Here is a 25,185-nt window from a genome sequence, read left to right as displayed (position 1 = left end):
ACTCAAACAGAGGCTAGCTCATAGTCATTCCCGTAAACAATGAGATAAGTTCATGGCCGTGGAGACGGAACTGGCCGAGTTGGTGCATGGAGTCGGACATCGACTGCGTCGGGGGTACGGCGAGCAGCTCGGCCCACTCGGGATGAGCCCCGGCCAGGCCCGGGCGCTGAGGATGATCATCGACTCCGAGTCGCCGCTCAAGATGGTGCAGCTCGCCGAGAGGCTGAAGATCGTGCCGCGTTCGGTGACCTCGGTGGTCGACGCACTGGAGGAGGCGGGCCTGGTTCGCCGCGAGGTCGATCCGGCGAGCCGCCGTTCCACCCTGCTGGTGACGACCCCCGAGGGCCGCGCGAGATACGAACAGGTGCGCGAGGCCCGCAGGCGAGCGGCCGAGGAGCTGTTCTCCGTGCTCACTCCCGAGCAGCAGGACCAGCTCAGAGAGCTGCTGAGCGTCGTGGACCGTCAACCCGGCTGAAGGGATCCGCTCCATGCCGTGCGGTGTCACGGCGTGATCCACGTCAGGTCTCCTATGGTGTCGCCGCGCCATGTCGTACGGCGCCACGAAGGGCCCGCGTCATGGCGGGCGATGCCCGAAGAGGCCGGCGTCACGCCCTGTGACGGGCCGTCACCGAACACGCTCGTGGTTTCGGACGGGTATGTTTTCGCGGCTCCTCGGCGTTACTGACACATCGAAAGTCAGGGACGGCATGTCTGGCGGAGCCTCCTCCGGGTTGCCTCCGCCGGGCCGCCGGTGGGTGAACGCGCTCGCCCGCTCCCCGCCTGGACCCGTGTCACCCGATCCCCAGTATCACGCGCCAAGGAGCGTCCACCCCTATGCCCAAGCTGCATGTCATCATCGCCAGCACCCGTCCCGGCAGGATCGGTCTGCCCGTGGCCCGGTGGTTCACCGACTGGGCGGTCAAACACGGTGGCTTCGAGGTCAACGTGGTCGACCTGGCCGAGTTGAACCTGCCGCTCATGGACGAGCCCAACCACCCCCGGCTGCGCCGCTACGAACACCAGCACACCAAGGACTGGAGCGCCACGGCCGACGCCGCGGACGCGTTTGTCATCGTGATGCCCGAGTACAACCACGGATACACCGCGCCGCTGAAGAACGCCCTCGACTACCTGAACAACGAGTGGGCGTACAAGCCCGTGGGGCTGGTCAGCTACGGCGGCGTCTCCGGCGGCCTGCGCGCCGTTCAGGGGATCAAGCCGATTCTCACCTCGTTGAAGATGGTGCCCCTGCTCGAAGGGCTGCCCATCTCCTTCGCCATGCGGCTCCTCAACGACGAGGGCGAGATCCAGGCCGATGAGGCCATGGAGAACACCGCCACCCTCATGCTGGACGAGCTGCTGCGCTGGACCGGCGCACTGGCGCCCCTGCGCGGCACCACCACCGCTTAGCCGCGGGCTCAGGCCAGACGCCTGGTCTCGACGTCCTGGGTTTTGTCGAGGCGCCAGTGGGGCCGGCCGCCGATGATCGTGGCTACGCACCGGCCCGGTCCCTCGTGGAGCAGGGCGGTGTAGGCGGTCCGCTCGTCGGCCTTCACGGCGAAGACGGCGAAGTCGGCTCGGCTGCCCGGTCCCAGGCAGCCCAGGCGACCGGCGCCCTCGGCCAGGCCCAGCGCTCGCGCCCCGCCCAGCGTCACCGCCTCGACCAGGAGCCGGGCGCGGCCGGGGTCGCGGTCGAGGTCGGGATTCCGGTCGAGCATGCGGGCGGCGGCCAGCGGGTCGCCGCCGAGGTGGGTGCCGAAGGCGATCACGTTCTCGCCGTCCAGCAGGCCGTCGGCGGCGAACGGCGACGAGATCGCCACCGCCGTACCGCGGATCCGGAGAAGCTTGCGGTCGGCCTCGTCGAGCGGTCCGGAGATCGCCACGTGGCAGCCGGGGCCGAGGACTCCCACCTCGTCCAGGAACCCGACCGGATGGCGGCCCAGGTCGACGTGGAGCCGGAGGCCGAAGGTCCGGGACAGGACGGCCAGGTCCTCCATGACCATGGGATCGGGGGAGTGCGCGGCGATTCCGATGATCCCCGGGTGGTCCACCTCGCCGATCGCGGTGATCAGCCGATCACGCCCGTCGGCCTCCCACCGGGCCTCGTCCTCGCAACGGGTCTCAAGGTAGGTCACGCCCCCGAGTCCGGCCTCACCGAGCGTGGACGCGGCGTCCAGGTCGGCGGCCACGCCCCCGACGGCGGTGACACCGTGGGCGAACACCGGCGGGAAGGCGGTCCTGTCGAGCCGGAGATGCGCGTCGACCAGGCCCGGCACGATCATGCCCGGCCAGCGGACCGGAGTGAGATCGGGATAGGCGGCCTCGATCTTCGTGCGAGGCCCGACCTTGAGCACGCGGTCACCCCTGACGAGGACGGAGCCGTCCTCGACCGGTGGGGCGCAGACCGGCAGGACCAGCGGTGCGCTGTGGATGGAGACGGGTGCCCGCGCGCGCGTGCCGATGGTCTGGTCGGCCCGCGTCGGCATAGGCACTCCTGTGGTTTCGTCCCTTTCCCAGGTTACGTTGATCAGCCTGTCGATCTCAAACGCCCCCACGGAGAAAACGCTCAGATGACCCAGCTTCTTTACAAATGGTGTTGATCTCTACGAAACTGATCTATACCGTCGTTTATCGTGACTCGCCCCCCTTGGTCGCTGAAAGCACTGATCGCAGCCGTGGTGCTGCTTCCGATCGGCTTCGCTTCCCTCCCCGCGTCCGCTGATCCCTCTCCCGACCCCGAACAGCCCTGGCGTCTTGACCAGTGGCCCCAGACGCAGCCCTGGCAGTTGGACGCCCCCGCCGAGGGCTCTCCCGAGGCCAGGTTGCGCACCCAGCCGGACGGTCCCGCCCCGATCGACCCGCAGAACTGGAAGAACCCGGACCACATGACGTGGTCCGACTACACCAAGCCTCCGGGCACGAAGTGGGCCGACCCCAAGGCCACAGGATCCAAGCGCACCTTCCGCGGCGCGCTCGTCCTGCTCGACTATCCCAACCAGCCCTTCGTGGTCACCCAGCCCAAGGGTTCGACCGTCTTCAAGAACCCCAGCGCCGAGGCCCACGACATCCCCCGTGACCAGGTCGCCACGTTCTACAAGAACTTCCTGAACACCCCGAACGAACTCAACCGGGGCCACACCATCCACGAATACTGGATGGAGGACTCCGGCGGTCGTTACGGCGTGGATCTGACCGCCTTCGGTCCATACCAGATGCCCGGAAAGTCACACGAGTACGCCATGGAGTTCCAGGAGGGCACCGCCTGCCCGGCCGGGGACAACTGCAACAGGAACATCAGGACCGACGGGCGGGCCGCGTGGGACAGCGCGGTCGGCCCGGAGGTCCCCGCGGGGTTCGACTTCGTCTTCTACCTGAGCGCGGGCCAGGACGAGTCGGCCACCTGGCAGGAGTTCGGGTCGATGAAGTTCCCGACCAAGGAGGCGGTGACCGACGAATTCGGCCCGCCTGACTCGGCCCTGACCAACTGGGCCAGGACCCGCTACGTGGACTGGACCTCCTGGGCCTCGGCCTCCACCATCTGGCCCAACGCCGGGGGCGGCTCGTCCACCCAGGCGGAGAGCTCCGGGCAGGGCGTCTACGCCCACGAGTTCAGCCACATCCTCGGCATCGGCGACAACTACAACAACCCGTTCGGGGTGCCGGCTCGCCGGGACTACACCGGCATGTGGGAGATGCTCAGCCGGGGCAGCTTCAACGGACCCGGTGGCCCGCACAGCCGATGGACGATCCCTCCCACCGGCGGTGGCTCCATGGGCGCCCAGCACATGCTCCGCAACAAGATCAAGCTTGAGATGGTGGACGAGAACAACGTGCTGCGCCTGTCCCGCGCGGCGCTGGCCGAGTCGGGTCTCGTCGTGGCCAACGTCACCGCCCGGGTGAACCAGCCGGGACCGACGGGCCTGTCCGGGGTCAACATCGCCTTCGGCGACGGCGACCGCAGCCCGGCCTGCAACGTGAACACCGACCCCTTCTGCGACGGCGGCGGCTACAACAACTACACCGTCGAGGTCGTCGACAGGATGGGGGCCGACTCCTTCACCGCCGACTCCGGAGTGCTGCTGGCCAAGACCAAGGACCAGGACCGGGCGCCGTTCGAGTGGGTGATCGACGCCAACCCGCAGGACATCGGCATGACCGACTACGTCCTGCCGGACGGCACCGCCGTGCCCATCACGCTCGGCGACTACCGCCAGCTGTCGGACGCGCTGTTCCACGCCGGCACCAACTCGGGATCGGAGTTCGAGTACGTGGACGAGGCCAACCGCCTCCACTTCTACGTCCTCGACCTCAAGCGCGACCGCAAGGGCATCCTGTCCTACACGGTGGCCATCCGCTCCCTGGACGGCGCCGGCCCGAACAAGCGCGGCGTGAAGCTGCTCCCGGCCGTCGGCATCCCCGGCGCCAAGGGTCTGTCGAACTGCAGCTTCCCGCTGTTCAACACCGGCAAGGCCGCCCCGGCCCAGGGGCAGCACCCGGAGGACGTGAGCGCCTACCTCAAGGGCGACGTCTACCGGCTGTCGGCGACCGTCGAGGGCAAGGGCTGGACCGTCTCACTGCCCAACGAGCTCGTGACCGCGGACTCGGGCAAGAACACGAAGGTCGCCGTCAACGCCCAGCGCGCGAAGGGCGGCAGTCTGCTCGGCAAGGTCACCCTGACCGCCACCTCGGAGAGCGACCCGTCCAAGAAGGCCAAGGCGACCTGCCACGCGATCGGCCTGTAGCGGCCCGTAGAAATCTGTAGCGGCCCGTAGAAACCTGTAGCGGCCCGTAGAAACCTGTAGGAGCCCGCAGAAGGACAGAGCCGGTCCGTGAGGCACAGCGCACGGCCCGGCTGTGGAAGACCTGTGGGAGATCCGCGGAAGAACGACGGCGGGGGTACGGCATGCATGCCGTACCCCCGCCTCGTGGGAGTCCCCGTGAACCGGACGGCCGGACACCGCCGGACGGGGGCGACGCCGGCGAGCATCCGGGCGCCCCACGCGGAGTGTGCGGTTCATGAAAAGTGTGCGTACCAACCGGTTGGCACCCCCGAGATCTGTGGTCACCGGTCCGGTATCTGGTTCAATGAATCTTGAGAGAACGCGTCGGCTGGGGCGGGGGCCGCGGACGTGCCGTGGTCTTCTCCGAGGGGCGTGGATGGATGGCCGGGCCGTCAAACGTGCCTGATCAGCGTGTTCCCAGACCACCAAGGCGGCGAATCTCACTGGCGGCGCCCGCCGCGGCCGGGATCGCCGCGGCGATGGCCAGTATCCTGGCGACCTCGCTGGATGTCTGGGATCTGCCCGTCGGGGCCAAGGTCGGCATCACCGCGGTCGCCGGACTCCTGGTCGGCGTGCTCACCTGGGCGACCGCCGGCACGCGGGACGGGGAGCAGGTCGGCGGCGACGAGAGGTCATGGCGTCCGCCGGACCAGTGGCCGCCGGTGTCCGCGCACTTCACCGGCCGCACCGAGTCGCTGGCCGAGTTGCGCGAGGTCTTCGCCGAGCGCCGCTCCCGGGGGCACGCGGCGAGCGCCTCACCGCTGGTCGTCTCGGTGTACGGCAGGGGCGGGGTTGGCAAGTCCGTGCTCATCGCCCGGTTCGGGCACGAGATCGCCGGGCACTTTCCCGACGGCCGCCTCTACGCCGACCTGCGCGGCGCGGTGGAGGCCCCGATCAGCCCCGAGGAGGTGCTGATCGGCTTCCTGCGTGCGCTCGGCGTACGGCTCACCACCGATCCCGGCGGTCCGGCCGAGCTGCGCAAGCTCTGGCTGACCTGGACCAAGGGCAAGCGCATCCTGATCTGCCTGGACAACGCCCGCGACGGCGACCAGGTCAAGGATCTGATCCCGGCCGAGCCCGGCTGCGCGGTCATGGTGACCTCGCGGCAGCCGCTCTTCCTGCTCAACACCTACGACAAGCAGCTGTCGGTGTTCAGCGAGGCGCAGGGCGTGGAGCTGCTGGCACGGCTGGCCGGAGACGACCGGGTCGTCGCCGACCTGGAGTCGGCCCAGGAGATCGTCAGGATGTGCGACCGCCTGCCGCTGGCCCTCAGCATCTGCGGCGGACGCCTGGCCACCCGGGAGAACTGGACCCTGCGCGAGCTCGCCGACCGGTTGAAGGACGAGCGCCGCCGCCTCGACCACCTCCAGCTCGCCCCCAGGCTCGACAAGAGCGTGCGCGCCTCCCTCCAGCTGAGCTACGACGACTGCACCGGCCTCCAGCGCCGCCTGCTGCGCCTGCTCAGTCTGATCAGCGCCCCCGACGTGCCCGGCTGGGTGGCGGGAGAGCTGCTCGCCACCTCCGAGCCGGACGGCGCCGACCAGCTGGAGGTGCTCATCGACGCCCAGCTCGCCGAGTGCTCGGGCATCGACTTCGCCGGGGTGATGCGCTACCGGCTGCACGACCTCGTCCGGATCTTCGCCCGTGAGCTGGCCCTCTCCGACGATGACGACGGCCACCGCCGGGCGGCCGTCGAGCGGGTCTTCTCCGGCTACCGCCGCCGCGCCGAGTCCGCGGCCGTGGCCCGCTGGCCGCAGGATTGGGGGCGCAGGGCCAAGCCCGTGGACCCGAGGTCCGCGGCGCAGATCCAGAGCTCGGCGGCCGACTGGCTCAACGCCGAACGGCTGACCCTGGTCGCCGCGATCAGCCAGGCCAGAAGCCTGGAGATGTGGGAGCTGGCCTGGGGCCTGGGCCGGGCCTTCTGCTCGCTCTGCCACTCCCTGAGGGCCTACTGGTCCGACTGGCGGACGGTCGCCGACATCTTGTGCGAGGCCGCGCTCCGCATGGGCGACCAGCGGGCGCTGGGCATCGCGTTGCTGGACCGGGCGGCGGTGACGGGCGGGCAGGGCAACCACCGGTCCGCCGTGGCGGACGCCGAGCGGGCACTGGAGATCTTCACCGACCTCGGCGAGTCCTGGTGGGCGGCGCGGGCGATGCGCACGGTCGGCATGACCCTGTTCAGCGACGGCAACCTCGACCGCGGGCAGAACTACCTGATCGGCGCCATCGCCGACTTCAAGGGTGAGGAGGACCGCTGGTGGGCGGCCAGGACCCAGCGGAACCTCGCCGAACTCCGGCTCGCCCAGCGCAGGCCCAAGGAGGCCAGGGAACTGCTGGAGGAGGCCCTGGAGGTGTTCAAATACGACCGTAACCGCTACTCCGAGGCGCAGACGCTGCGCGCCTACGGCGAGGTCCTCGCCGCGACGGCCAGGGGGCTGCACGCCGACGGTGACGGCGGCGCCGCGGAGGCCTTCACGAGGGCGGGCTTCAGCCTGGACCGGGCCGCGGAGATGTTCAGGCTCCGCGGTGAGCTCTGGGAGGAGGCCAGGTGCCTGCGCGCGGCCGGGGAGGTCGGCAACCCGGCCGACGGGCTCCGCGAGCTCGTCTACGTGCGCCGGGCCGCCGAGATGCTGACCGCGCTCGGCGACTCGTGGGGCGTGGCCAGGGCCGAGCTGTCCGCCGGACGCGCCCACGGGCGGCTGGGCCGTACGCAGGAGGCGCAGGAGTCACTCCGGCAGGCCGTGCGCGACTTCGAGGAGCTGGGCGACCGCTGGTGGATGGCCAGGTCGCTGCGTTACCTGGGGGAGACGCACCTGGAGGCGGGCGACCGGCAGGCGGCGGTCTCCGTACTCCGGCAGGCCCTGGACATCTACCGCAGCCTCGGCAATCAGTCCGGGGTGGGGCGCACCCTGGAGCTCCTGCGTCGTGCGGGAGGCTGAATGGTCAGGACCCGCGGGCCTTTCTCATCGCATGAATGTGGCGCATCGATCGGGCCGGGATGGTCGCACCCCGGAGTTCCCGCGCGGGAGGCTTAAATCGGCCGGGGCGGCGGTCAGTCTCATCTCATTGCCATGAATGTGGCACATTTACGGACTTGCCGAGAGGGCACCGCTATTTCTGGCAACGGGCGTCCAACGTTAACTGCTTGCTCATATTTCCGCGTATAAGCTGGTGAGCGATGAACGACTTGACGCGATGGATTGATCTTGAAGGTGCCGTCAACGTGCGCGACCTCGGCGGGCTCGCGACGGTGGACGGCGGGACTACGCGTTTCGGCCGGATATATCGGTCGGACAATCTGCAGGGGCTGACCGAGCGTGACGTCGAACTGCTCGTCGGGGAGCTCAAACTCCGCCACGTCATCGACCTGCGATCCACCCCCGAGGTAAGCCTCGAGGGACCCGGTCCGCTCACCACCGTGCCGGAGGTGAGCATCCACCATCTCACCCTGTTCGCCGAAGGCGGCAGGCACACCGACGTCGAGGCCGACACGATCGAGGCCGACAAGGTGCTGCCCTGGCAGGAGCGGGCCGACGAGGATCTCGCCGAGCTGAGGGTGACCGGCTTCTACTACGGCTATCTCCGTGAGCGCCCCGACTCGGTCCTGGCCGCCCTGCGCACCCTGGCCAATGACGACGGCGCCGCGATCATCCACTGTGCGGCGGGCAAGGACCGCACCGGCGTGGTCAGCGCCCTCGCGCTGGAGATCGCCGGGGTCACCCGCGAGGCGATCGTCGCCGACTACGTCGCCACGGGCGACCGCCTGGAGGGCATCCTGGCCCGGCTGCGCTCCAGCCTCACCTACCGCGACGACCTCGACACCCGCCCGGCCGACGAGCACCGGCCGCGCCCCGAATACATCGAGCAGTTCCTGCGCGTCCTCGACGACCGCTTCGGCGGTCCCATGGCGTGGCTCACCGCACACGGCTGGACCGAGGCCGACTCCCAGGCCGTCCGCTCCCGTCTGCGCGACTGACCGACCCGGGAGCCGCCGGTGGACCGGCGGCCCCCGGATCCCCGAAGTCTTGGAGACCTCGGGGAGAACCGGGCCGGAGTTGTTCCAGCGGGAGCTCAGCGGGCACCCGGCCGGAGGCGCCGTGTCTCGGTGAGGGATTCCGGTCGGGGACCTCAGCAGGTTTCAGTGAGGGGCGCCGACGGGGACCTGGCAGGTCTCAGATCCTCGGCAGGTCTCAGAGGGAGACGATCAGGCGCTCGGTGGCCGAACGGCGGGCGGCCTCCAGAACGGTGAGGCTCTCGACCACCTCTTCCGGGTCGACCGGAGGCGGAGTGCCCTCGCGCAGGCTCGCCGCCACGGCCCCGTAGAAGTCGGCATAGGCGCCCGGCTCCGTGGGGACGGGGTGGTTGTCGTCGTCGATGCCGACGGTGCCCCACCGATCCTGCGGTTCGTCGCCGAAGCCGGGGGAGTCCGGGCCGAGACCGGCGCGCAGGCGCTCTTCCTGAACGTCCAGGCCGTACTTCACGTAACCCGCCCGCGAGCCCAGGACCCGGAAGCGGGGGGCGAGCCGGGGGGTGACCGCGCCGGCCCACAGGTGGGAGCGGGCTCCGCTCGCGTGTGTGAGCGCGATGAACACGTCGTCGTCGGCGGTGACCCCGGGGCGGCGGATGTCGAGCTCGGCGTAGACCTCGGTGGCCGGGCCGAGCAGTCGCAGTGCCTGGTCCACCAGGTGGCTGCCGAGGTCGTAGAGGAGGCCGCCGATCTCGTCGGCGCCGCCGACCTCACGCCAGCCGCCCTTGGGCGTGGGGCGCCAGCGGTCGAACCGGGACTCCAGCCGGTTCACGGTGCCGAGCTCTCCCGCGGAGAGCAGCCGCCTGATCGTCAGGAAGTCGCCGTCCCAGCGCCGGTTCTGGAACACGGTCAGCATCAGGCCGCGATCGCGCGCCAGCCGTATCAGGCCGCGTGCCTCCTCCGCGGTCGCCGCCAGCGGCTTGTCGACCACGACGGGCAGACCCGCGTTCAGGGCGGCCGTCGCCAGCGGGACGTGGGTGCGGTTGGGGGAGGCGACCACGACCAGGTCGCTGGAGTCCCACAGGTCGGAGGCGTCGCCGACCGCACGCGCGTCGTACTTCTCGCTCACCTCGGCTGCCCGCTCGGGATTTCCGGTCACCACGGCGGACAGCCGCAGCCCCGGAGTCGCGGCGATCAGCGGGGCGTGGAAGAACGCCCCCGCCACGCCGTACCCGATGAGACCGACGCGGAGGTCAGTCACCCCGCTGCTCGTCACGCTCGGCGAGAAAGGCCTCGAACTGGGCGGCGAGCTCGTCGCCGGTGGGCATCTCCGAGCTCTCGGCCATCAGGCTCTCGCGCGCGGAGCCGGTGGCGAACGCGTCGTACTGCTGCTCCAGGCCGGTGATGGCGGTGGACAGCTCTTCGGAGGCCTGGATCTGCTCGGCGATCTCGACGTTGGTCTTGTCGGAGGCCTCCCGCAGGCTCTCCAGCGGGAACACCAGCCCGGTGCCCTTCGTGACCGCCTCCAGGGCGGTCACCGCGGCCGACGGGTATTCGGCCTGGGCGAGGTAGTGCGGGACGTGCACGGCGTAGCCCATGACGTCGTGTCCCTTGGCGCCGAGCCTGAACTCGATCAGCGCCGCCACGCTGCCCGGCACCTGCACCTTGCCGAAGGAGCTGGTCTGGCCGGTGATGAGCTCGGGACGGCTGGCGTGACCGGTGATGCCCAGCGCGCGGGTGTGCGGGACGGCCATCGGGATGCCGTGAACGGTCACCAGCTTGCTGACGTTCAGCCGGGTGGCCAGTGTGTCGAGGGCGGCGGTGAACAGCTCCCACTCGCGGTCCGGCTCGGGGCCGGTGAGCACCAGGAACGGTGTGCCCGTGGTGTCGTGGGCGAGATGCAGGATGAGCCCGGGGCTGTCCACATCCACCCACCGGTCGGTGTCGAAAGTCATGATCGGTCGCCGGGACCGGTAGTCGAGCAGGCGATCCACGTCAAACGTCGCGACGACCCGGTGCTCCAGCTCGTCGAGCAGGTGACCGATGGCGAGCCGTCCGGCACCGCCCGCGTCCACGAACCCATCGAATTGGTAGAGCAGCACCGGATCGGTCAGCTCAGGGATGTCTCCGCTGAGCCGGTAGAGATCCGTCGGGTCGAACACCGTTTTCCAGCCTTTCGTCGGTCGTCTCTCAGATCAACCCGTGGGGCGTCCGTTGAATTCCGCCTACCTGTGCCGATCACAGGGCACCCTATCGGGGCAGAATGGATCCCATGCAGCCTGACCCGGAGCTCGAGGAGTTCGCGACCCGTCTGTTCGACCTGGCGAGGACCGGGGAGACCGATCAGCTCCGCGCATATGTCGAGGCCGGGGTTCCGGCCAACCTGAGCAACGACAAGGGCGACACCCTGTTGATGCTCGCCGCCTACCACGGGCACGCGGAGACCGTCCGGGTGCTCGCCGAACTGGGAGCCGACGCGGGCAGAGCCAATGATCGCGGACAGACGCCGCTCGCGGGCGCGGTTTTCAAGAAGGAGCCGGAGGTGATCCGGGCGCTCCTCGACGCGGGCGCGGATCCGGACGCGGGGGCTCCGTCGGCGACGGATACGGCGCGGATGTTCGGGTACGAGGAGTTCCTCCGCTGGTTTGGCGGGCCGGCCGGTTCGTGAGTCAATGCCTCGCGCCTCAGTCGATCAGTTCCCGGTGGAAGCTGGAGACCTGGCCGGGGAGCACGAGGTCGGAGAAGCGCCGGGACTCCAGCGCCCAGTCCAGGTAGCCGCGCATCCAGTGCTCCAGCCCAGCGACGCAACGCCGAGTCGCCCACCGCACTTCCTCGTCCACACCCAGGATGTCGAACCTGACCTCCAGCGCCTCCTTGGCGGCGAGGTACTTGTCGACCCGTTCTGAGATCGTCCGCTCGACCTGGTCGACGGCCTCCTGGAGCGTGCAACCCTGCGCGTTCTTGAGCACGACGACGAGGTTGTGGAACTCACCCTGCGCGAGCTCGCGGCGTAGCCCAACGACGTCATTGGTGCACACGACCACATGGCCTGCCTCGTGCTGGAGCGTGGTGTACTCCGAAGAGAAGCGGATGGCGGCCGGTATCTCGAAGTGCTCGATCAGCTCGATGAGGTCGAACGACGGCGGAACATAGGCGATATCCAGCTTGTGGTCCACGTAGGACACCGGGTCGGGGATCTTCCCGGTTGCCCGGTTTTCCACTTCCCACATCGCGGCGTTGAAGCACTGCCGCAGGTTTCGGGAGAACCTCTCCCACCACGCGTCCCCGGCTCGGGTCTGCATCCGCTCGCGGAGAACCACCAGGCCGCGCAGGACGGGGCCCGCAGTAGGTCCGGGTGGGTCGCCCCGGAGCAGGGACTCGGTTCGCTCGGCGAGCCTGCGGGCCAGGACGGGATCGCGGCCCACCTCGGCCAGCTCGAACTGATCGTCGTAAACGTGGAACCAGCTGTTCAGGTCGGCGGCCAGCTCCAAGTCGGGCAGGGACGCCTCAGGATAGAGCCGAGCCACCAGGCGGGCATAGGACTCACCCACGAAGCGGGACTCCTCGGCCTCCTCCGTAATGAGGCCGTACTTCCGGGCCCACTCGGTGGTGTGTGCTGCGGCCGCCGCCTCGAAGGGGTTGATGCGGGACGGGAATGGGATGCGCAACACCGGCAGAGTGACATCTTCCATGTGTGCGACCTTCCCATAACCTAATCCTAGATAATGTGCTCCACATTTCCCCAAATTTACTGATAGGGCAAGCACCTTGGACGAGAATTATGGGATTAAATGATTGTTAAATAGTAGCAAGACTGGCAAATGGGGCAATTCCGGCAAAGCGTAATTATCCCCCCGAATGATGTCATATTAGGGCTACTTGCGGAACGGCCCGGGCGTCGTGCCGTCGTCAAGTGCGAGCGTTGTCGCCTCCTCCAATGAGAGCTGGAAGCCCTCCTGGAAGTGGATCTGGTAGGCACTGTCGCCGATCATCCGCTTGCACTCCTTGACGCCCTGTTTGTGGCCCTCCTCGAAGAACGGAGAGCCGAACAGAGGCAGCCCGAACAACCGCCAGTTGCCCTCGGAGGCACCGTGCAACCGGGCAGCGTGTACGGCCTGCTCCTCGGCGACGGCGATGCGCGCCATCGCCTCCAGGCACATCAGGGTGCCGATCACATCATGGAAGTGCAGCTTGATGCGCAGTCCTTCACGGGCGTTGGTGGCAGCCTCGGTGATGTGGCCGGACTTCAGCTGCGCCTCCGACATGGCCCAGTACACGTATGAGCGCAGCCACAACTCACCTCGTTGCAGGCAGACGTTGAGGCAGTCCTGGAGGAGTTGCTCGGCCTCGGCCGTCTCGTTCTGCGCGGTGAGCACGAACGACAACTCGACGATCGCCGGCAGCAGGCCCGGATTGAGCTCGCCCCCACCGCGGTGGAACTCGATGGCGACGCCCAGCAACGCAGTGGCCTTCCGCAGATCGCCCTGGAGTGAGGCCGCGGTGCCGAGCATCTTGGTGGCCAGGATCACGGCGGCGGAGTCGCCTACCTGCAGGGCCTCGCTACTGCACTTTTCGGCGTGTTGTATCGCGCCGTGCGTGTCGTCCTGATGGCTGCATATATACGAAATCACCCACAGCGCCTTGCAGCGCTCCTTGCTCGGCTTGGGGTTCGCCGCCAGCGCCCGCTCCAGATACAGCTTGCCCTCGCGGGAGAATCCGCAGGCCACCCACATGAACCAGAGCGATGACAGCAGGTCGAGGGCGATCTTCGCCTCGCCCGGTGTGGATAAGCAGTAGTTGATGGCTGAGCGGAGGTTGTTCTGCTCCAGACGCGTGCGCATGAACCAGTACACCTGCCGCGGCCCCGACCAGGCCTGCTCGCCGCGCTCGGCCAACTGCAGGTAGTAATCCCGATGCCGCTTCTGTATCCGATCGGTGTCTTCCAGCTTCTCCAGCCACTCCTCGCCGTATTTACGCAGGGTGTCGATCAGCCGGTAGCGGTGGCCGGAGGGCGTGCCGTCACTCAGCAGGATGGACTTTTCCACGAGGCTGGAGATGAGATCCAGAATGTTTTCGGCGGGAAGGTTGTCCCCGGAGCAGACGTAACGGGCGGCATCGAGTTCGAAGTCGCCGGCGAAGACCGACAGCCGCGCCCAGAGGAGCCGCTCGGCGGGCTCACACAGCTCATGGCTCCAGCCGATCGCGGCGCGCAGCGTCTGGTGTCGCGGCAACGCCGTACGGCTCGCGCCGGATAGCAGACTGAACCGGTCGGCCAGCAACGTCAGGATCTGCACCACTGACAGCGCCCGCAGCCGCACCGCGGCGAGCTCGATGGCCAGCGGGATGCCGTCGAGCCGCTGGCACAGCTCGGCCACCGAGCCGATGGTCTGCTCGTCGAGCACGAAGTCGGGTACGACCGCCCTGGCCCGCGCGGTGAACAGCTGGATCGACTCGTTGGAGAACAGGCTCTCGGTGGGATCGTCGCCGGGCACCGCGAGCGGCGGCACGTTCACGACCTGCTCGTACGGCAGTTGCATGGACTGTCGGCTGGTTGCGAGGATGCGCAGGTTGGGGGCGCGATCCAGCAGCACGTCGATCAGGCTGGTGCAGGCCTCCAGCAGGTGCTCGCACGTGTCGATGATGAGCAGAATGTGCCGCTCGCCTACCCAGTCGGTGAGCGTGTCGCTCTCCGAGCGTGAGGACTGGTCGGCGATCCCGAGCGCCGAGGCGATCGTGTGCCGGACCATCCCCGCGTCCTGCAGCCGGGCCAGGTCGGCGAACCATACGCCGTCCTTGAACTGGTTCTGCTCAAGGTGCGCGATGCGCAGCGCCGTACGGGACTTGCCGACACCTCCGACACCGGTCAGGGTGACCAGCCGCGTCTCAGGATTTCGAAGCCGTTGCTGGAGCGTGATCAGTAACTTGGTGCGTCCCACGAAACTGTTTAGCTCGTTGGGGAGATTGCCGTCTCGCCGCCATCCTGATGGCGTTGCCATGGCCGCCTCACGGGGGGTAGCTGACAGAGGGGGTAGATCACATCTGCCTTTGCATCGTACCGTCTGTACCTCCGGCTGTCCTTTGCGTTGTTCTTTGTGCCGTGGTCATAGGGCGAAGAGCGTTCTCCTCAAAGGAGATGAGCTTTCCCCCGGGGCGGAGATGATTCCCTCGCCGGGGTAGCTAGCATGGACGGGTGACATCGCATGAACCTGATGATCTGCGCCCTGTCGACCTCTCCGATGACGGTCTGCCGATCCTGCCCGATCAGACCGGTGACGACACCGACCTCGGGTGGAGCGAGTGGCGCGAGACGGACGACGACGCCCGGCTGATCGAGGATCGCCCGCCCCACTGGTGACACCCACCGGGCCTCCCATCGGGAGCCCTGGCCGGAACGGTCGAGATCAGCTGGAGCCCGGCCCGGTTGGATCCGACCTGGATCGGCTGGGGCTGAGCCGGACCCGATCGGCGCCGGTCAGACCCCGGCCGGGACCGGTCCGACCCGACCTGCATCGGCTGGGACAGGTCGGATCCGATCGATGCCGGCCAGACGTGGCCGATATCGGCCAGGTTCGGCCGGGCTCGGCTAGGAGACGATGTCCTTGCGCCGGAACCGGCGGAAGGCGAACGCGACCAGGATCGCCGAATAGGTGACCGAGACGGCCACGCCCTTGATCATGCCGCCGTATTCGGGCTGCGGAGCCAGGGCGTCCAGCCAGGCCGTGTTCCAGAAGGTCGGAAGAAACTCCCGGAGCGAGCCGAGCGCCTCGACCGCCTGGAGGATGTTGCTCACGATCACCAGGCCGACCGCTCCGCCGACCGCCCCGAGCGGGGAGTCGGTGCTCACCGAGAGCAGGAAGGCCAGCGCCGCGACCACGAACTGACTGACCAGCGCGTAGCCGATCACGACGCCGAACCTGGGCAGCACCTCCAGTGCGGCGATGGTCTCGCCGGTGCCGGGCACCCGGACGTCGTTCCAGCCGAAGGCCAGGGTCCCGGCCAGCAGGGCCATCAACGGCAGGCAGATCACCGCCGCCGCCGAGTAGCCCATCGCGACGACCAGCTTCTGCCGCAGCAGCCGGTCGCGGGGGATCGGGGCGGCCAGCAGGTAGCGCAGCGAGGACCAGTTGGCCTCGCTCGCCACGGTGTCGCCGCAGAACAGCGCCACGGCGACGACCAGCAGGAAACCCGCCGACACCGACAGGGCGAACGCGGCGAAGTTCAGGGCGCCCTCGGTGGCCAGGTCGGAGATGCGCAGCGTGTTGGTCGGCTGGCTCGATCCGGCGCCGACCTTGAAGGCGATCACCAGGATCCACGGCAGCGCGAGCAGCAGGCCGAACATCGCCAGCGTGCGGCGCCGCTTGAACTGGCGGACGATCTCCACGGCGAGCGGCAGCGTGCGCCCCGGCGCGTATCCGGGTGCCGAGCCGCTCTCCGCGAGCCCGCCCCCGGCGACGGCCGTACTCGAGCCGTTGGCGTCGCTCATGCGTTCTCTCCGATCAGGTCCAGGAACACGTCCTCAAGGCGGGGGCCCGCGCCGTTGACCGGGGTGCGGCTGCGGAGCAGCTCGCTCACGGTGCCGGCCGTGATGAGTCTCCCGCGGTGCATGACCACCACGTGGCTGCAGGTCTGCTCCACCTCGGCCAGCAGGTGGCTGGAGACGATGACGGTACGGCCCTGCGCGGCGTAGCGGATCAGGACCTCGCGCATCTCACGGATCTGGGGTGGGTCGAGCCCGTTGGTGGGTTCGTCGAGGACCAGCAGGTCGGGCAGGCCGAGCATGGCCTGGGCGATGGCCAGGCGCTGGCGCATGCCCTGGGAGTAGGTCCGCACGGCCCGTTCCAGCGCCTTGCCGAGCCCGGCGATCTCCAGGGCCTCGGCGAAGTGGGCGTCCTCGGTGGGACGGCCGGTCGCCTTCCAGTAGAGCTCCAGGTTGTCCCGGCCGCTCAGGTGCGGCAGGAAGCCGGGGCCCTCGACGAACGAGCCCAGCCTGGACAGGACCGGAGCGCCGGGGACGACCCGGTGGCCGAAGATCCGGACCTCTCCCGCGTCGGGGTGGATCAGACCCATCAGCATCCGCAGGGTGGTGGTCTTGCCCGCCCCGTTGGGGCCGAGCAGACCGAGCACCTGGCCGTGCTCTACGGTGAACGACAGGTCGTTCACCGCCAGCTCGCCGTTGCCGTAGGCCTTGGTCAGGCCGTTGATCCGCAGGGGTACGGAGTCCAGGGCGGGGTCGTGGTCGTCTCTCATGCGGCGGCGCCCGGCGAGCAGCAGGACGGCCGCGGCGACGAGGGAGACCAGCGGCAGCACCCAGGTCCACCACGCGGGTGCGGTGGAGGGCGTGCGCAGGGCGGCGTAGGTGGGAACGGTCACCGCGGGGGAGGCCAGGCCGATCTTGTAGACGGCCGGGGCGGCGGGGGTGCTGTAGCCGAGGTCGGTGGTGGTGAACGCGACCCGCAGCCGGTGCCCGACGTCGAAGCCGTGGTCGATGGCGGGCAGGGTCACCGTCGCCTCGGCCGAGCCGCCCTCGGGGACGGTGATCTTGACCGGGGCGACGAGCCCCTCCGGCAGGATCGGTGCCTGAGCGTCGCCCGCCACGTCGTAGAGCTTGGCGAACAGCGTCACGTCGCGCTGCCCGGCCTTGCCGTCCCCGCTCCCGCCGGCGATGGTGTCACTCCCGCCTCCGGCGTCCCCGCTCCCGCCGGCGGTGGTCTCACTCCCGCCTCCGGCGTCCTCGCTCCCGGCGGCGGTGGTGGTCTCGCTCCCGCCCCCGGCGGCGCCGGTCGTGTCGGCGGGCGAGGATCCTCCGGGCTCCACGCTCACCCGCACCTTCACGGTGGAGCTGCCGGTGACCTGGAGCGGGGCGGTGAGCGGCGCGGAGTCGAAGCCCGCGCTCTGCCCGGCCATGTCCACGGAGAGGTTGAGGGTGGCGGAGCCGCCCGCGAGGCCGCCGAAACCGGGGACCGCGGAGATCGAGGAGGGAGACCCGCCCGGCGGGCTGGCCACCTGCTGCTCGGGGCCGCTGATCGGCACCGGGGTCTGGCCGGTGCCCGACAGGCCTGCGTAGCGTGCGGCGGTGGCGTGCAGCTGGACCGGGCGGCGGGTGCCGGGGTCCCGGCCGCCGTCGCGGGTGACGGTGAACGCGCTGTTCGCCTGTCCGGTTCCGGCGCTCTTCTTCAGGTAGTGGTCGAACCAGCCGAGGGTCTCCTCGTGGATCCAGTCGACCTCGCCGTTGCCGCCGTCGTGACCGCCGTCGAACCAGGCGACGTCGACCGGGGCGCCGGTGGCGGCGATGGCCTTGGCGTTGGCGTCCGCCTGGCCCAGGGGGAACAGCGAGTCCCGCTGCCCCTGGAGCAGCAGCGTCGGAATCTTGATCTTTCCGGGTACGGAGATCGGACTCGACCTGCGCAGGGTCTCCACCGCGCTCGCGGTCGCCTGGCCGGTCTCCGCCACCTGCTGGTACATGTCACAGATCTCCGGCAGGAACCGGCCGCAGCGGACCTCCTCCGCGGTGAGCGGCACCGCGGGCCGCGCGGCGCGGTCGCCGGGAGAGGCCGGGCCGGAGCCCGGGTCTGCGGCGGTGCCGGTCACCGCGCCGATCGCCGGGCCGGCCGAGGTCGGGCCGCCCCGGCTGAAGAACAGTCCCGCCCACATGCGCTTGAACACCCCGCTCTGGGGTCCCTGTCCGGTGGCGTTGGGGAACAGCGCGTCGGCCAGGTCGTACCAGGTGATCTGCGGCACGATCGCGTCGATCCTGCTGTCGTGCGCGGCGGCCATCAGAGCGATGGCCCCGCCGTACGAGCCGCCCGCGATGCCCACCCTCGGGTCGCCGCTCGCGTCGAGCTGGACCTCGGGCCGCCTGGCGACCCAGTCGACGAGCTGGCGGACGTCCTTGACCTCGTAGTCGGGGGAGTTCAGGGCGATCTGCCCGGTGGAGCGGCCGAATCCCCGCGCCGACCAGGTCAGCACGGCGTAGCCCTCCTGCGCCAGCCGCAGGGCCGGCTCCCTGACGCTCTGCTTGCTGCCGCCGAAGCCGTGCGCGAGCAGCACCACCGGCGCCCTGCCGCCACCGGCCGGCGGGAAGAAACTCGCGTCCAGCGTCACCCGCTGGTCGTCGCCAGGCCCGTCGAGCACCTGGATCATCTGATCCTGAGCCCGCACCTGTGGCGCGGACGGCCAGAGCAGCCAGGTCGCGACACCGATGACAAGCACGGCGGCCACCGCTATCCAGGTGGTCGGCCTTCCCGCAAGCTTCATGCCGAGAGCCTACTGATCTCGGCTGAGAAGCCGCTGAGACGGCTCTCAGCTGTCACGGCCGCCGGCGGTGACGACCGGCTGCGGCAGGGGGCGAAGAGAGGTCCGGCAGGGGGTGAGGAGAGGTCCGGTGAGGGGTGAGGAGGGGTCCGGTGAGGGGCGAGGAGGGGCTCGGTGAGCAGGCCGGGACGATCATTCAGGCAGGAGGGGACAAGACCCACGTATGTCTAAGGGATATCCCCGATTGCGGAGCAAGGTAAGGGCGGGCATCATTTCGACGCGTGAAGCCAGTTGAGAGCCTCAGAAGAAGAGCCACCCCAGCCCTGGAATGGGCCATGCCCTACTGGACCCGAGGGAAGGCCGGCAGGGAGACACCCGAGGATCTGTTCCGTCTGCTTTACCTCGGGTGGTTGGTGGCCTTTTCCTTCAAGGTGCTCGGAGCGTCCTGGGACGTCTCCTGGCACTTCAAGTGGCTCCGCGACGACCTGGCCCCGCCGCACCTGCTCAACAGCGTCGGCACCGCCATCGCCCTCGCGCTCACGATCATCCACGTCTACACCGGTTACGGCGTGGACAAGATGGCGCAGCGCCTCATCGCCTGGGGAACGGGCGTCTTCCTGGTCGCGGTGCCGCTGGACTTGATCAACCACCGGATCAACGGGCTCGACATCACCTCGTGGAGCCCCTCTCACCTGATGCTCTACATCGGCACATTTTTCATGATCTGCGGGGTGATCCGCGGCTGGTTCGTCCGGGCACGTCCCGGACGGATGCGGACGATGGTGCTCGGCGGGCTCTTTGTGTTCCTGTTTGAGAACGTCTGGTTCCCGGCCCAGCACCAGGAGTACGGCGTGTACAGCATCGCCGCCTGGGACCGTGGCCAGCCGGAGGCCGAGCCGATCCTGATCAAGTTCGCCGCCGACCAGATCGGCCTGCCGGTGGACGACAGGGCCGTGGCGCTCCACTTCGCGCTGCCCGTGCCCGATCAGCTCTACCCGCTCTACGCCGTGATCGCCGCCGTGCTGGTGGCCGTCTACGCCCGCGCGATGATCGGCCGGATGTTCTCCGCCACCGCGGTGGTCGCCGTCTACGTCGCCTTCCGCACCCTGATCTGGCCCCTCCTGGCCCTCGCCGGCTTCCCGCACTCGGCGGTGCCGGTCTTCCTGATCGTCGGGGCCCTCGCCGTCGACCTGTCGTTCCTGATCAGAATTCCGGCGCTCCGGGTGCTGGTCGGCTCGCTCGCGGCCACCGTCCTCCTGGACCAGGCGCTCCGCTTCCAGCACGCGACGTTCATCGCGCCGCCGCTGGTGACGCCCATGACCATGGTGATCGGCTGGGCCGGGCTCGCGGTCCTGTGGGCGGCCGCCGAGTGGTCTTTCAGTCGTCACACGCTCCGGGCTCAGGAGAGGGAGGCCGTGGTCAGCGCCACCGCCACGCCGTAGGCGACACCCATCACGGTGATCTCCGCCGTCGCCCACGCGATGACCGTCGTCGCCTGCCGTTCCGCGATCCGCGACAGCAGGCGGAACCGGATGTGGGCGGCAAGCGGGACGAGCAACGCCACGCATGCGGCCTTGGCGACCAGGAGAGGTCCGTACTCGCCGGTCAGCAGCGCTCCGGGCAGCTCGACGCCCGGGGTGAGGAGCATCGTGGCCAGGCCGTTCACCACACCGGAGAGGCCGACCACGATCAAGGCCAGTGTCGCCATCTTGGAGAATCCCGGCAGGACCCGCGCCAGCAGCTCCCGATCGCGGGCGACCAGCAGGGTGATCACGACCAGGCCGCCGGTCCAGGCCGCCGCGCCCATCACGTGCAGCTCCATCGAGATCATGATGGGGTCGTGCCAGACCGAGGACACCGCGTGTCCGGTGACCGGGATCGGGAGCAGGCCGAAGAAGGCGATCACGATCCGGAGCTCGGCCGGGACCTTCTCGCCGAACCGCACGGCCAGCAGCCCGATTCCGGCGTAGGACAGCGCGCAGGCGGCGCTGAAGAGCATGCCCTGGCCCGCGCCGACGCTGTTGACATACTCGACGATCATGCCGGGGGTCGGGATCAACCCGGGGTTCAGCTCGGCGGTCTGGAAGACGATGACGACCAGTGCCAGCACCGCCCACGCCCACGCGAACGCCACCGCCATCGGCCGTGCCCGGCGCATCACCGGCTCGGTCCGCTCGGGGTCGTCGAACCCCAGCAGTTTGGGCAGCAGGCTCAGCCCGACCACGGCCACCGCGGCCAGGTCCAGCAGCACGCGCAGCACCGGCAGGCCGTACTCCACCAGCGGGCCGGGTATCGCGATTCCCGGCACCGCCTCCTGGGCGGTGAACGCCGACGCGACCAGCACGGCCAGCACGGCTGCCGAGACGAACCCGCCGGCCAGCAGCCTCCTGACCGTGTCCGCCTGGGGGGCGCGCTCGACGGTCACGGTCATCACGCGCTCTCCCGCTCTTTTGTACGGCGCAGCGCCACGACGGTGGCGCAGCCCAGAAGAAGGATGGATCCGACGATCCAGAGCACGGCCATCCCCGCCCCGCCGTTCTGCGCGGCCTCGGCGGCCTGGGCGCCCAGACCGGGTGCCTGGGCCTGCGCCTGCGGCCCGGCGGACGAAAGGCCCGGGGCCGGCTGGGACGCGGTGCCCGTGCCGGGGGTGGTCAGGGTGAAGGCCGTCTTGCTCGCGACCGGGTGGCCGTCGGAGGACAGGATCCGGTAGCCCACGATGTACTCGCCCGCCGGGCCCAGCGGGTTGACGCCGACGCTGACCTTGTGGTTGTCGACGGTCGTCTTGCCGTTCTCCCAGCGGGTTCCGTCCGGGCCGGTCACGCTGATTTGCGCGAAGCCCTGCCGTACGGGCTGGTCGAAGGTGAGTGTGATCTTGTCCGGGCCGGTGGCGAGCTGCGCGCCGTCCTTGGGGTCGCTGCCGATCAGTATGTTGTGGGCCTGCGCCGGCGCGACCGCGCCGAACAGCACGGCACACGCGAGCAGCAGGACCGTGAGTAGCCGCCTCACCGATCATGGCCTTCCGTTGGGTTTGTCATGACCCGGCCATGCTCCCACCCCTGCCTTCCGCCCGGGGAATCGAGTGACAGGCGCTTGAGGACTCTCGGCCGGGGATCTCCGGCGCTTCGAGAGCGGTGCAGGAGGCGACCGGGGAACACGCTCGGGCCGCCGGGGGGCTTCAAGGATCAGGGCAATATGGGAGCGCTCCCAATAAGGAGGTGAAGTCGAGGGGGCGGCTGTCGACCGGCGGATGGACGGCGGGGTTCAGGGAAATCGTGGATAAGGGGTCCCATCTGCGCGGGGACCCTAACGGCGGGTTTGTTTCGGTTTGCCGTACTCGAAAACGGCCGCGAAACCTTGACGAATTTGGCGCGTGATCTCTAGCCTCATGCGTGGGAGCGTTCCCATATCACCGCACTCCACAAGAGCATGAGGTGTGCTCGGGCGGGCGCCCATGCCCTGCAGGTGTATTCCCCGACCTTGGGCCGGAGAGATTCCGCGCCGCGCCAAGGCGTGTCCACGGCTTCTCACCACGAGGAGGATCCGCGGACACGTCCTGACCCTCACGTCACCGGGTCGACCGACCTCCGGACGGGCGGGTTCGGCCGACCTTCATGGAAGCGCCCGCGAGGGTGATCCCGTTCTCCACCGCCCGGAACGCATGTGGTTCCCCTCCCGCCGGTAGGGAGGTGCAGTGACGTCCTCCTCGAACTCCAAGGCCGAAGATCTCCGGCCGAAGCCGGGTGGTACCCGGTCGACGTCCCCGGCGACCCGGCCGGGTTCGAGTCTCCGCGGAGCCGCGTTCGCCCGAGGAACCGTACGAAAGATGAGGTCCGGACATGAGTTTCCCGGTGGTGCTCAACAACGAGGAGCGGTACTCGCTCTGCTCCGCGGGCGGGGAGCCGCCCGCGGGCTTCGAGGGGCCGAAGGAGGACCGCCCCACCCGCATCGACCGGGTGCGGACGGACCTGCGCCCGCTCGGCGTGCGACAGGCACCGGCATGACCGGGCCGCTGGCGACCAGGATCGCGGGAATGATCTCCACCGCGTGTGAGGGGCGGCTCGCCCCCGAGGAGATCCTCGGTTCGGACGGCTCCCTGTCCGCGCTCGGCGTCACCTCGCTCGCGGTGCTCCGGCTGATCGACGCCGTCGAGGAGAGGTTCGACGTACTCCTCGATCTGGGCGGCAGCGCGGCGTATCTCGACAGCTTCCCGCTGCTGGTCGGCTACGTGGACGCGATGCTCGCCTCCCGCGTCGTCGCCGTCGAGATCGCCCGATCACGATGACGGGCGATCTCACGTGGCAGCGGGCGGAGCCGGTGGAGTTCACCGGCACGCGGGGTGGCGAGTCCTCGCTCACCTGGGGCCAGCAGGCGTTCTGGCGGCTGACCCGGTGGCTGGACGACGGCGACCCCTACTTCAACCTTCCCTGGACGCTGCCCGTCTACGGCAGGCGAGACCTCGGCGCCGTCCTGCTGGCCCTGCGCCGGCTCGTCGAGCGGCACGAGACGCTCAGGACGACCTACGAGGAGATTCCCGGCGGCCCGGTCCAGCGCGTGGCGCGTGAGGGCCGGTTCACGGTCGAGGTGTTCGAGGCGGGAGAGGCCAGACCGCTCGTCGTGGCGAGGGAGCTCTCCGCCGAGCTGGCCGCCAAAGGGTTCGACTACGCGACCGAGCTGCCGTTCCGATGTGCCGTCGTGACCCGCGACGGACGGCCGCGGGCGGTGGCCTTCGCCCTGACCCACCTGGCGGTGGACGGGTGGTCGCTGAACATCCTGGCGACCGACTGGAGGAGCCTGCTCGCCGGAGACGAGCTGCCGGTTCCGGCCTGGCAGCCGCTGGACCAGGCCGCCTTCGAGCGGGAGGGCGCGGGCGCCGCACGCGGGGAGCGGGCGTTCCGCCACTGGCGCGCGGTGTTGGGAAGGGTGCCCAGGTCCCTGTTCGACTTCCCCGGCGAGACACCGGAGGAGCAGCGGTTCGTCCGGGTCGGTATGGAGTCGGCCGCGGTCGCCGCCGCGGCCGAGGTCCTGGCGGAACGCTGGTCGGTCAGTACGGCCAGCGTGCTGACCACCGCGAGCGCCGTGCTGCTGGCCACGCTGACGGGACACCGTGAGGTGGCCATGCAGCTCATCGTGGCCAACCGGCACGGCTCCCAGATCGAGGCCATGGTGGGCGCCGTCGTGCAGGACGGGCTCTTTGTCCTCGATCTGCCCGAAGGGACGTTCGCCGACGCCGTCCGTGCCGGACACGGGCAGGCGCTGACCACCTACCGGCACGCGCAGTACGACCCGTTGGGGATGATGGCACTCCGCGAGGAGGTCGGCCGCGAGCGCGGTGGCGCCATCGACCTGTCGGCCTACTTCAACGACACGCGGACCATCGGTCACTGGCCGGACCTGCCCGGGGTGGAACCGGCGGGCGACCCCGCCGCGATAGCCGCCCTCACCGAACAGACCAGGACCTTCTTCGTCGGCGCGTGGCCGAAGGTGGACGCGACGGCCTTCTTCGCCACCGGTCCCGCCACGAACACCTGCCAGCTCTATCTGCTGACCGACACCGCACGCCTGCCACGGTCCACGGCATACGCGCTGCTGCGCGGACTGGAGACGCTGCTGGTCGGCAGCGTGGCCGGGGAGGTGCCCCTCGACGAGGTCGCCGAACGGTGCGGCATCACCCCGATCGAACGGCCCGGCGACTGGGTGATGACGGGCCCCGACTGGTCCGGCCCGTCGGAAGCCGGTCCGTCCTCGCCGCTCGCCGGCGCCGAATCGTTTTGATGGCCGATATCGGCCAGTGCTGCAAGAATCGCTGCGAAAAATGATAAAGGCGGTCGCGATAACAACGGGACTCGGCTCGTGAGTCCTGTCGCCATGATCGTAGTCAAGGCGCCGGTGAAGGACGGAGGCGGGTTTGGCGGTTAACCGCCGAAGGGTCCGCTCCAGCCAATAAACCAGACGGAAATCCTCGGACATCGGTCCGGCCGCCAAGGCGTGACGCTTTCCGCTGTTCGAAGTCGTACCGCACATTCGCGAGACGCGAACTTTACTCATTTAAAATGGGAGATTCGAAAAGGTGTGGCTGCCGGAAGGCAACCCGATATGAGTCCGGCAACCATCCGGCGGCAGGGGGGCGGCGAGGTCCGCAGACCGGCCTCCACGGCGGTCGCCACCCATCAGGGCCCGACCCGGGCG

Annotated in this window: 20 protein-coding genes; 11 read left to right on the top strand and 9 right to left on the bottom strand. The window is 69.3% G+C overall.

The features are described 5' to 3' along the window. The first annotated feature begins 52 nt into the window (after positions 1 to 52). Together CHC08_RS23460 and CHC08_RS23455 are read left to right on the top strand one after the other, a co-directional pair. Positions 53 to 475: a MarR family winged helix-turn-helix transcriptional regulator gene (locus CHC08_RS23460; RefSeq protein ID WP_245878501.1), complete on the top strand. Its 423-nt coding sequence runs from the start codon at positions 53 to 55 to the stop codon at positions 473 to 475. 359 nt (positions 476 to 834) lie between these two features. After that, entirely contained in the window at positions 835 to 1,410 is a 576-nt protein-coding gene (locus CHC08_RS23455) for an NADPH-dependent FMN reductase (RefSeq protein ID WP_089209518.1), read from the top strand. Positions 1,411 to 1,418: 8 nt separating this feature from the next. Here the strand turns inward: CHC08_RS23455 and CHC08_RS23450 are convergent, their stop codons facing one another. Next, a complete protein-coding gene (locus tag CHC08_RS23450) occupies positions 1,419 to 2,486 on the bottom strand; it encodes an amidohydrolase family protein (protein ID WP_089209517.1) in 1,068 nt (355 codons plus the stop codon). Positions 2,487 to 2,633: 147 nt separating this feature from the next. On the opposite strand from CHC08_RS23450, the gene CHC08_RS23445 reads away from it, so the two are divergent. From CHC08_RS23445 to CHC08_RS23435, 3 genes are all read left to right on the top strand, one after another. Continuing rightward, positions 2,634 to 4,742 carry a M6 family metalloprotease domain-containing protein gene (locus tag CHC08_RS23445; protein ID WP_245878500.1) on the top strand — a complete coding sequence of 703 codons (2,109 nt, stop codon included), beginning with the start codon at positions 2,634 to 2,636 and terminating at the stop codon, positions 4,740 to 4,742. A 518-nt stretch (positions 4,743 to 5,260) separates the two neighbouring features. Continuing rightward, on the top strand, positions 5,261 to 7,720 hold the full coding sequence (locus CHC08_RS23440) for a tetratricopeptide repeat protein (RefSeq protein WP_179282172.1): 2,460 nt from the start codon (positions 5,261 to 5,263) through the stop codon (positions 7,718 to 7,720). Between the two features lie 239 nt (positions 7,721 to 7,959). Beyond that, complete coding sequence (locus CHC08_RS23435; protein WP_089209515.1) at positions 7,960 to 8,757, top strand: tyrosine-protein phosphatase; 798 nt, start codon at positions 7,960 to 7,962, stop codon at positions 8,755 to 8,757. Positions 8,758 to 8,971: 214 nt separating this feature from the next. Here CHC08_RS23435 and CHC08_RS23430 read toward each other — a convergent pair whose 3' ends face one another. Then, positions 8,972 to 10,009: a Gfo/Idh/MocA family protein gene (locus CHC08_RS23430; RefSeq protein WP_089209514.1), complete on the bottom strand. Its 1,038-nt coding sequence runs from the start codon at positions 10,007 to 10,009 to the stop codon at positions 8,972 to 8,974. Continuing rightward, positions 10,002 to 10,910, bottom strand: a complete 909-nt coding sequence (locus CHC08_RS23425) for a proteasome assembly chaperone family protein (protein ID WP_089209513.1) — start codon at positions 10,908 to 10,910, stop codon at positions 10,002 to 10,004. Before CHC08_RS23425 ends, CHC08_RS23430 begins: the two co-directional genes overlap by 8 nt. Positions 10,911 to 11,011: 101 nt before the next feature. Between CHC08_RS23425 and CHC08_RS23420 the strand changes: the two genes are divergently transcribed. Next, positions 11,012 to 11,416, top strand: coding sequence for an ankyrin repeat domain-containing protein (locus CHC08_RS23420; protein WP_089209512.1), 405 nt, complete (start codon positions 11,012 to 11,014; stop codon positions 11,414 to 11,416). Positions 11,417 to 11,432: 16 nt separating this feature from the next. Here CHC08_RS23420 and CHC08_RS23415 read toward each other — a convergent pair whose 3' ends face one another. Together CHC08_RS23415 and CHC08_RS23410 are read right to left on the bottom strand one after the other, a co-directional pair. Then, positions 11,433 to 12,440, bottom strand: coding sequence for a terpene synthase family protein (locus CHC08_RS23415; protein WP_089209511.1), 1,008 nt, complete (start codon positions 12,438 to 12,440; stop codon positions 11,433 to 11,435). Positions 12,441 to 12,623: 183 nt separating this feature from the next. Beyond that, positions 12,624 to 14,684, bottom strand: a complete 2,061-nt coding sequence (locus tag CHC08_RS23410) for an ATP-binding protein (RefSeq protein WP_245878499.1) — start codon at positions 14,682 to 14,684, stop codon at positions 12,624 to 12,626. Positions 14,685 to 14,938: 254 nt separating this feature from the next. Here CHC08_RS23410 and CHC08_RS49695 point away from each other — a divergent pair, with 254 nt between their 5' ends. Continuing rightward, positions 14,939 to 15,103 carry a hypothetical protein gene (locus CHC08_RS49695; RefSeq protein WP_179282171.1) on the top strand — a complete coding sequence of 55 codons (165 nt, stop codon included), beginning with the start codon at positions 14,939 to 14,941 and terminating at the stop codon, positions 15,101 to 15,103. A gap of 228 nt (positions 15,104 to 15,331) precedes the next feature. Here the strand turns inward: CHC08_RS49695 and CHC08_RS23405 are convergent, their stop codons facing one another. Together CHC08_RS23405 and CHC08_RS23400 are read right to left on the bottom strand one after the other, a co-directional pair. Beyond that, on the bottom strand, positions 15,332 to 16,231 hold the full coding sequence (locus CHC08_RS23405) for an ABC transporter permease (protein ID WP_089209509.1): 900 nt from the start codon (positions 16,229 to 16,231) through the stop codon (positions 15,332 to 15,334). Next, entirely contained in the window at positions 16,228 to 19,002 is a 2,775-nt protein-coding gene (locus CHC08_RS23400) for an alpha/beta fold hydrolase (protein WP_089209508.1), read from the bottom strand. Before CHC08_RS23400 ends, CHC08_RS23405 begins: the two co-directional genes overlap by 4 nt. Before the next feature lie 278 nt (positions 19,003 to 19,280). Here CHC08_RS23400 and CHC08_RS23395 point away from each other — a divergent pair, with 278 nt between their 5' ends. Then, the gene (locus tag CHC08_RS23395) at positions 19,281 to 20,441 is read left to right on the top strand and encodes a hypothetical protein (protein WP_089209507.1); all 1,161 of its coding nucleotides are present in this window, start codon (positions 19,281 to 19,283) and stop codon (positions 20,439 to 20,441) included. On the opposite strand, the gene CHC08_RS23390 is transcribed toward CHC08_RS23395, so the two are convergent. Continuing rightward, complete coding sequence (locus CHC08_RS23390) at positions 20,399 to 21,430, bottom strand: copper resistance D family protein (protein WP_089209506.1); 1,032 nt, start codon at positions 21,428 to 21,430, stop codon at positions 20,399 to 20,401. The genes CHC08_RS23395 and CHC08_RS23390 overlap by 43 nt on opposite strands. After that, positions 21,430 to 22,005, bottom strand: a complete 576-nt coding sequence (locus CHC08_RS23385; protein ID WP_089209505.1) for a copper resistance CopC family protein — start codon at positions 22,003 to 22,005, stop codon at positions 21,430 to 21,432. The genes CHC08_RS23390 and CHC08_RS23385 overlap by 1 nt, the downstream gene beginning before the upstream one ends. 830 nt (positions 22,006 to 22,835) lie before the next feature. Here CHC08_RS23385 and CHC08_RS48450 point away from each other — a divergent pair. The 3 genes from CHC08_RS48450 to CHC08_RS23375 are packed head-to-tail and all read left to right on the top strand — an operon-like array spanning position 22,836 to position 24,771. Then, a complete protein-coding gene (locus tag CHC08_RS48450; protein ID WP_143653324.1) occupies positions 22,836 to 23,000 on the top strand; it encodes an MbtH family protein in 165 nt (54 codons plus the stop codon). Next, a complete protein-coding gene (locus tag CHC08_RS23380; RefSeq protein WP_089209504.1) occupies positions 22,997 to 23,281 on the top strand; it encodes an acyl carrier protein in 285 nt (94 codons plus the stop codon). The genes CHC08_RS48450 and CHC08_RS23380 overlap by 4 nt, the downstream gene beginning before the upstream one ends. After that, the gene (locus CHC08_RS23375; RefSeq protein ID WP_089209503.1) at positions 23,278 to 24,771 is read left to right on the top strand and encodes a condensation domain-containing protein; all 1,494 of its coding nucleotides are present in this window, start codon (positions 23,278 to 23,280) and stop codon (positions 24,769 to 24,771) included. Before CHC08_RS23380 ends, CHC08_RS23375 begins: the two co-directional genes overlap by 4 nt. Positions 24,772 to 25,185: the final 414 nt, after the last annotated feature.

The organism is Streptosporangium subroseum, assembly GCF_900188345.1.
GTDB lineage: Bacteria > Actinomycetota > Actinomycetes > Streptosporangiales > Streptosporangiaceae > Streptosporangium > Streptosporangium subroseum.
Note: the sequence above shows the minus strand (reverse complement) of the source record. Positions and strands in the feature narration are given on the sequence as shown.

What these genes read in the sequence shown, in the direction of transcription:
- CHC08_RS23415 (WP_089209511.1), bottom strand. Translation starts at nt 12,440, where the DNA reads ATGGAAGATGTCACTCTGCCGGTGTTGCGCATCCCATTCCCGTCCCGC.
- CHC08_RS23455 (WP_089209518.1), top strand. Translation starts at nt 835, where the DNA reads ATGCCCAAGCTGCATGTCATCATCGCCAGCACCCGTCCCGGCAGGATC.
- CHC08_RS23375 (WP_089209503.1), top strand. Translation starts at nt 23,278, where the DNA reads ATGACGGGCGATCTCACGTGGCAGCGGGCGGAGCCGGTGGAGTTCACC.
- CHC08_RS23450 (WP_089209517.1), bottom strand. Translation starts at nt 2,486, where the DNA reads ATGCCGACGCGGGCCGACCAGACCATCGGCACGCGCGCGCGGGCACCC.
- CHC08_RS23460 (WP_245878501.1), top strand. Translation starts at nt 53, where the DNA reads ATGGCCGTGGAGACGGAACTGGCCGAGTTGGTGCATGGAGTCGGACAT.
- CHC08_RS23440 (WP_179282172.1), top strand. Translation starts at nt 5,261, where the DNA reads ATGGCCAGTATCCTGGCGACCTCGCTGGATGTCTGGGATCTGCCCGTC.
- CHC08_RS23390 (WP_089209506.1), bottom strand. Translation starts at nt 21,430, where the DNA reads ATGACCGTGACCGTCGAGCGCGCCCCCCAGGCGGACACGGTCAGGAGG.
- CHC08_RS23400 (WP_089209508.1), bottom strand. Translation starts at nt 19,002, where the DNA reads ATGAAGCTTGCGGGAAGGCCGACCACCTGGATAGCGGTGGCCGCCGTG.
- CHC08_RS23405 (WP_089209509.1), bottom strand. Translation starts at nt 16,231, where the DNA reads ATGAGCGACGCCAACGGCTCGAGTACGGCCGTCGCCGGGGGCGGGCTC.
- CHC08_RS23380 (WP_089209504.1), top strand. Translation starts at nt 22,997, where the DNA reads ATGACCGGGCCGCTGGCGACCAGGATCGCGGGAATGATCTCCACCGCG.
- CHC08_RS23420 (WP_089209512.1), top strand. Translation starts at nt 11,012, where the DNA reads ATGGATCCCATGCAGCCTGACCCGGAGCTCGAGGAGTTCGCGACCCGT.
- CHC08_RS48450 (WP_143653324.1), top strand. Translation starts at nt 22,836, where the DNA reads ATGAGTTTCCCGGTGGTGCTCAACAACGAGGAGCGGTACTCGCTCTGC.
- CHC08_RS23435 (WP_089209515.1), top strand. Translation starts at nt 7,960, where the DNA reads ATGAACGACTTGACGCGATGGATTGATCTTGAAGGTGCCGTCAACGTG.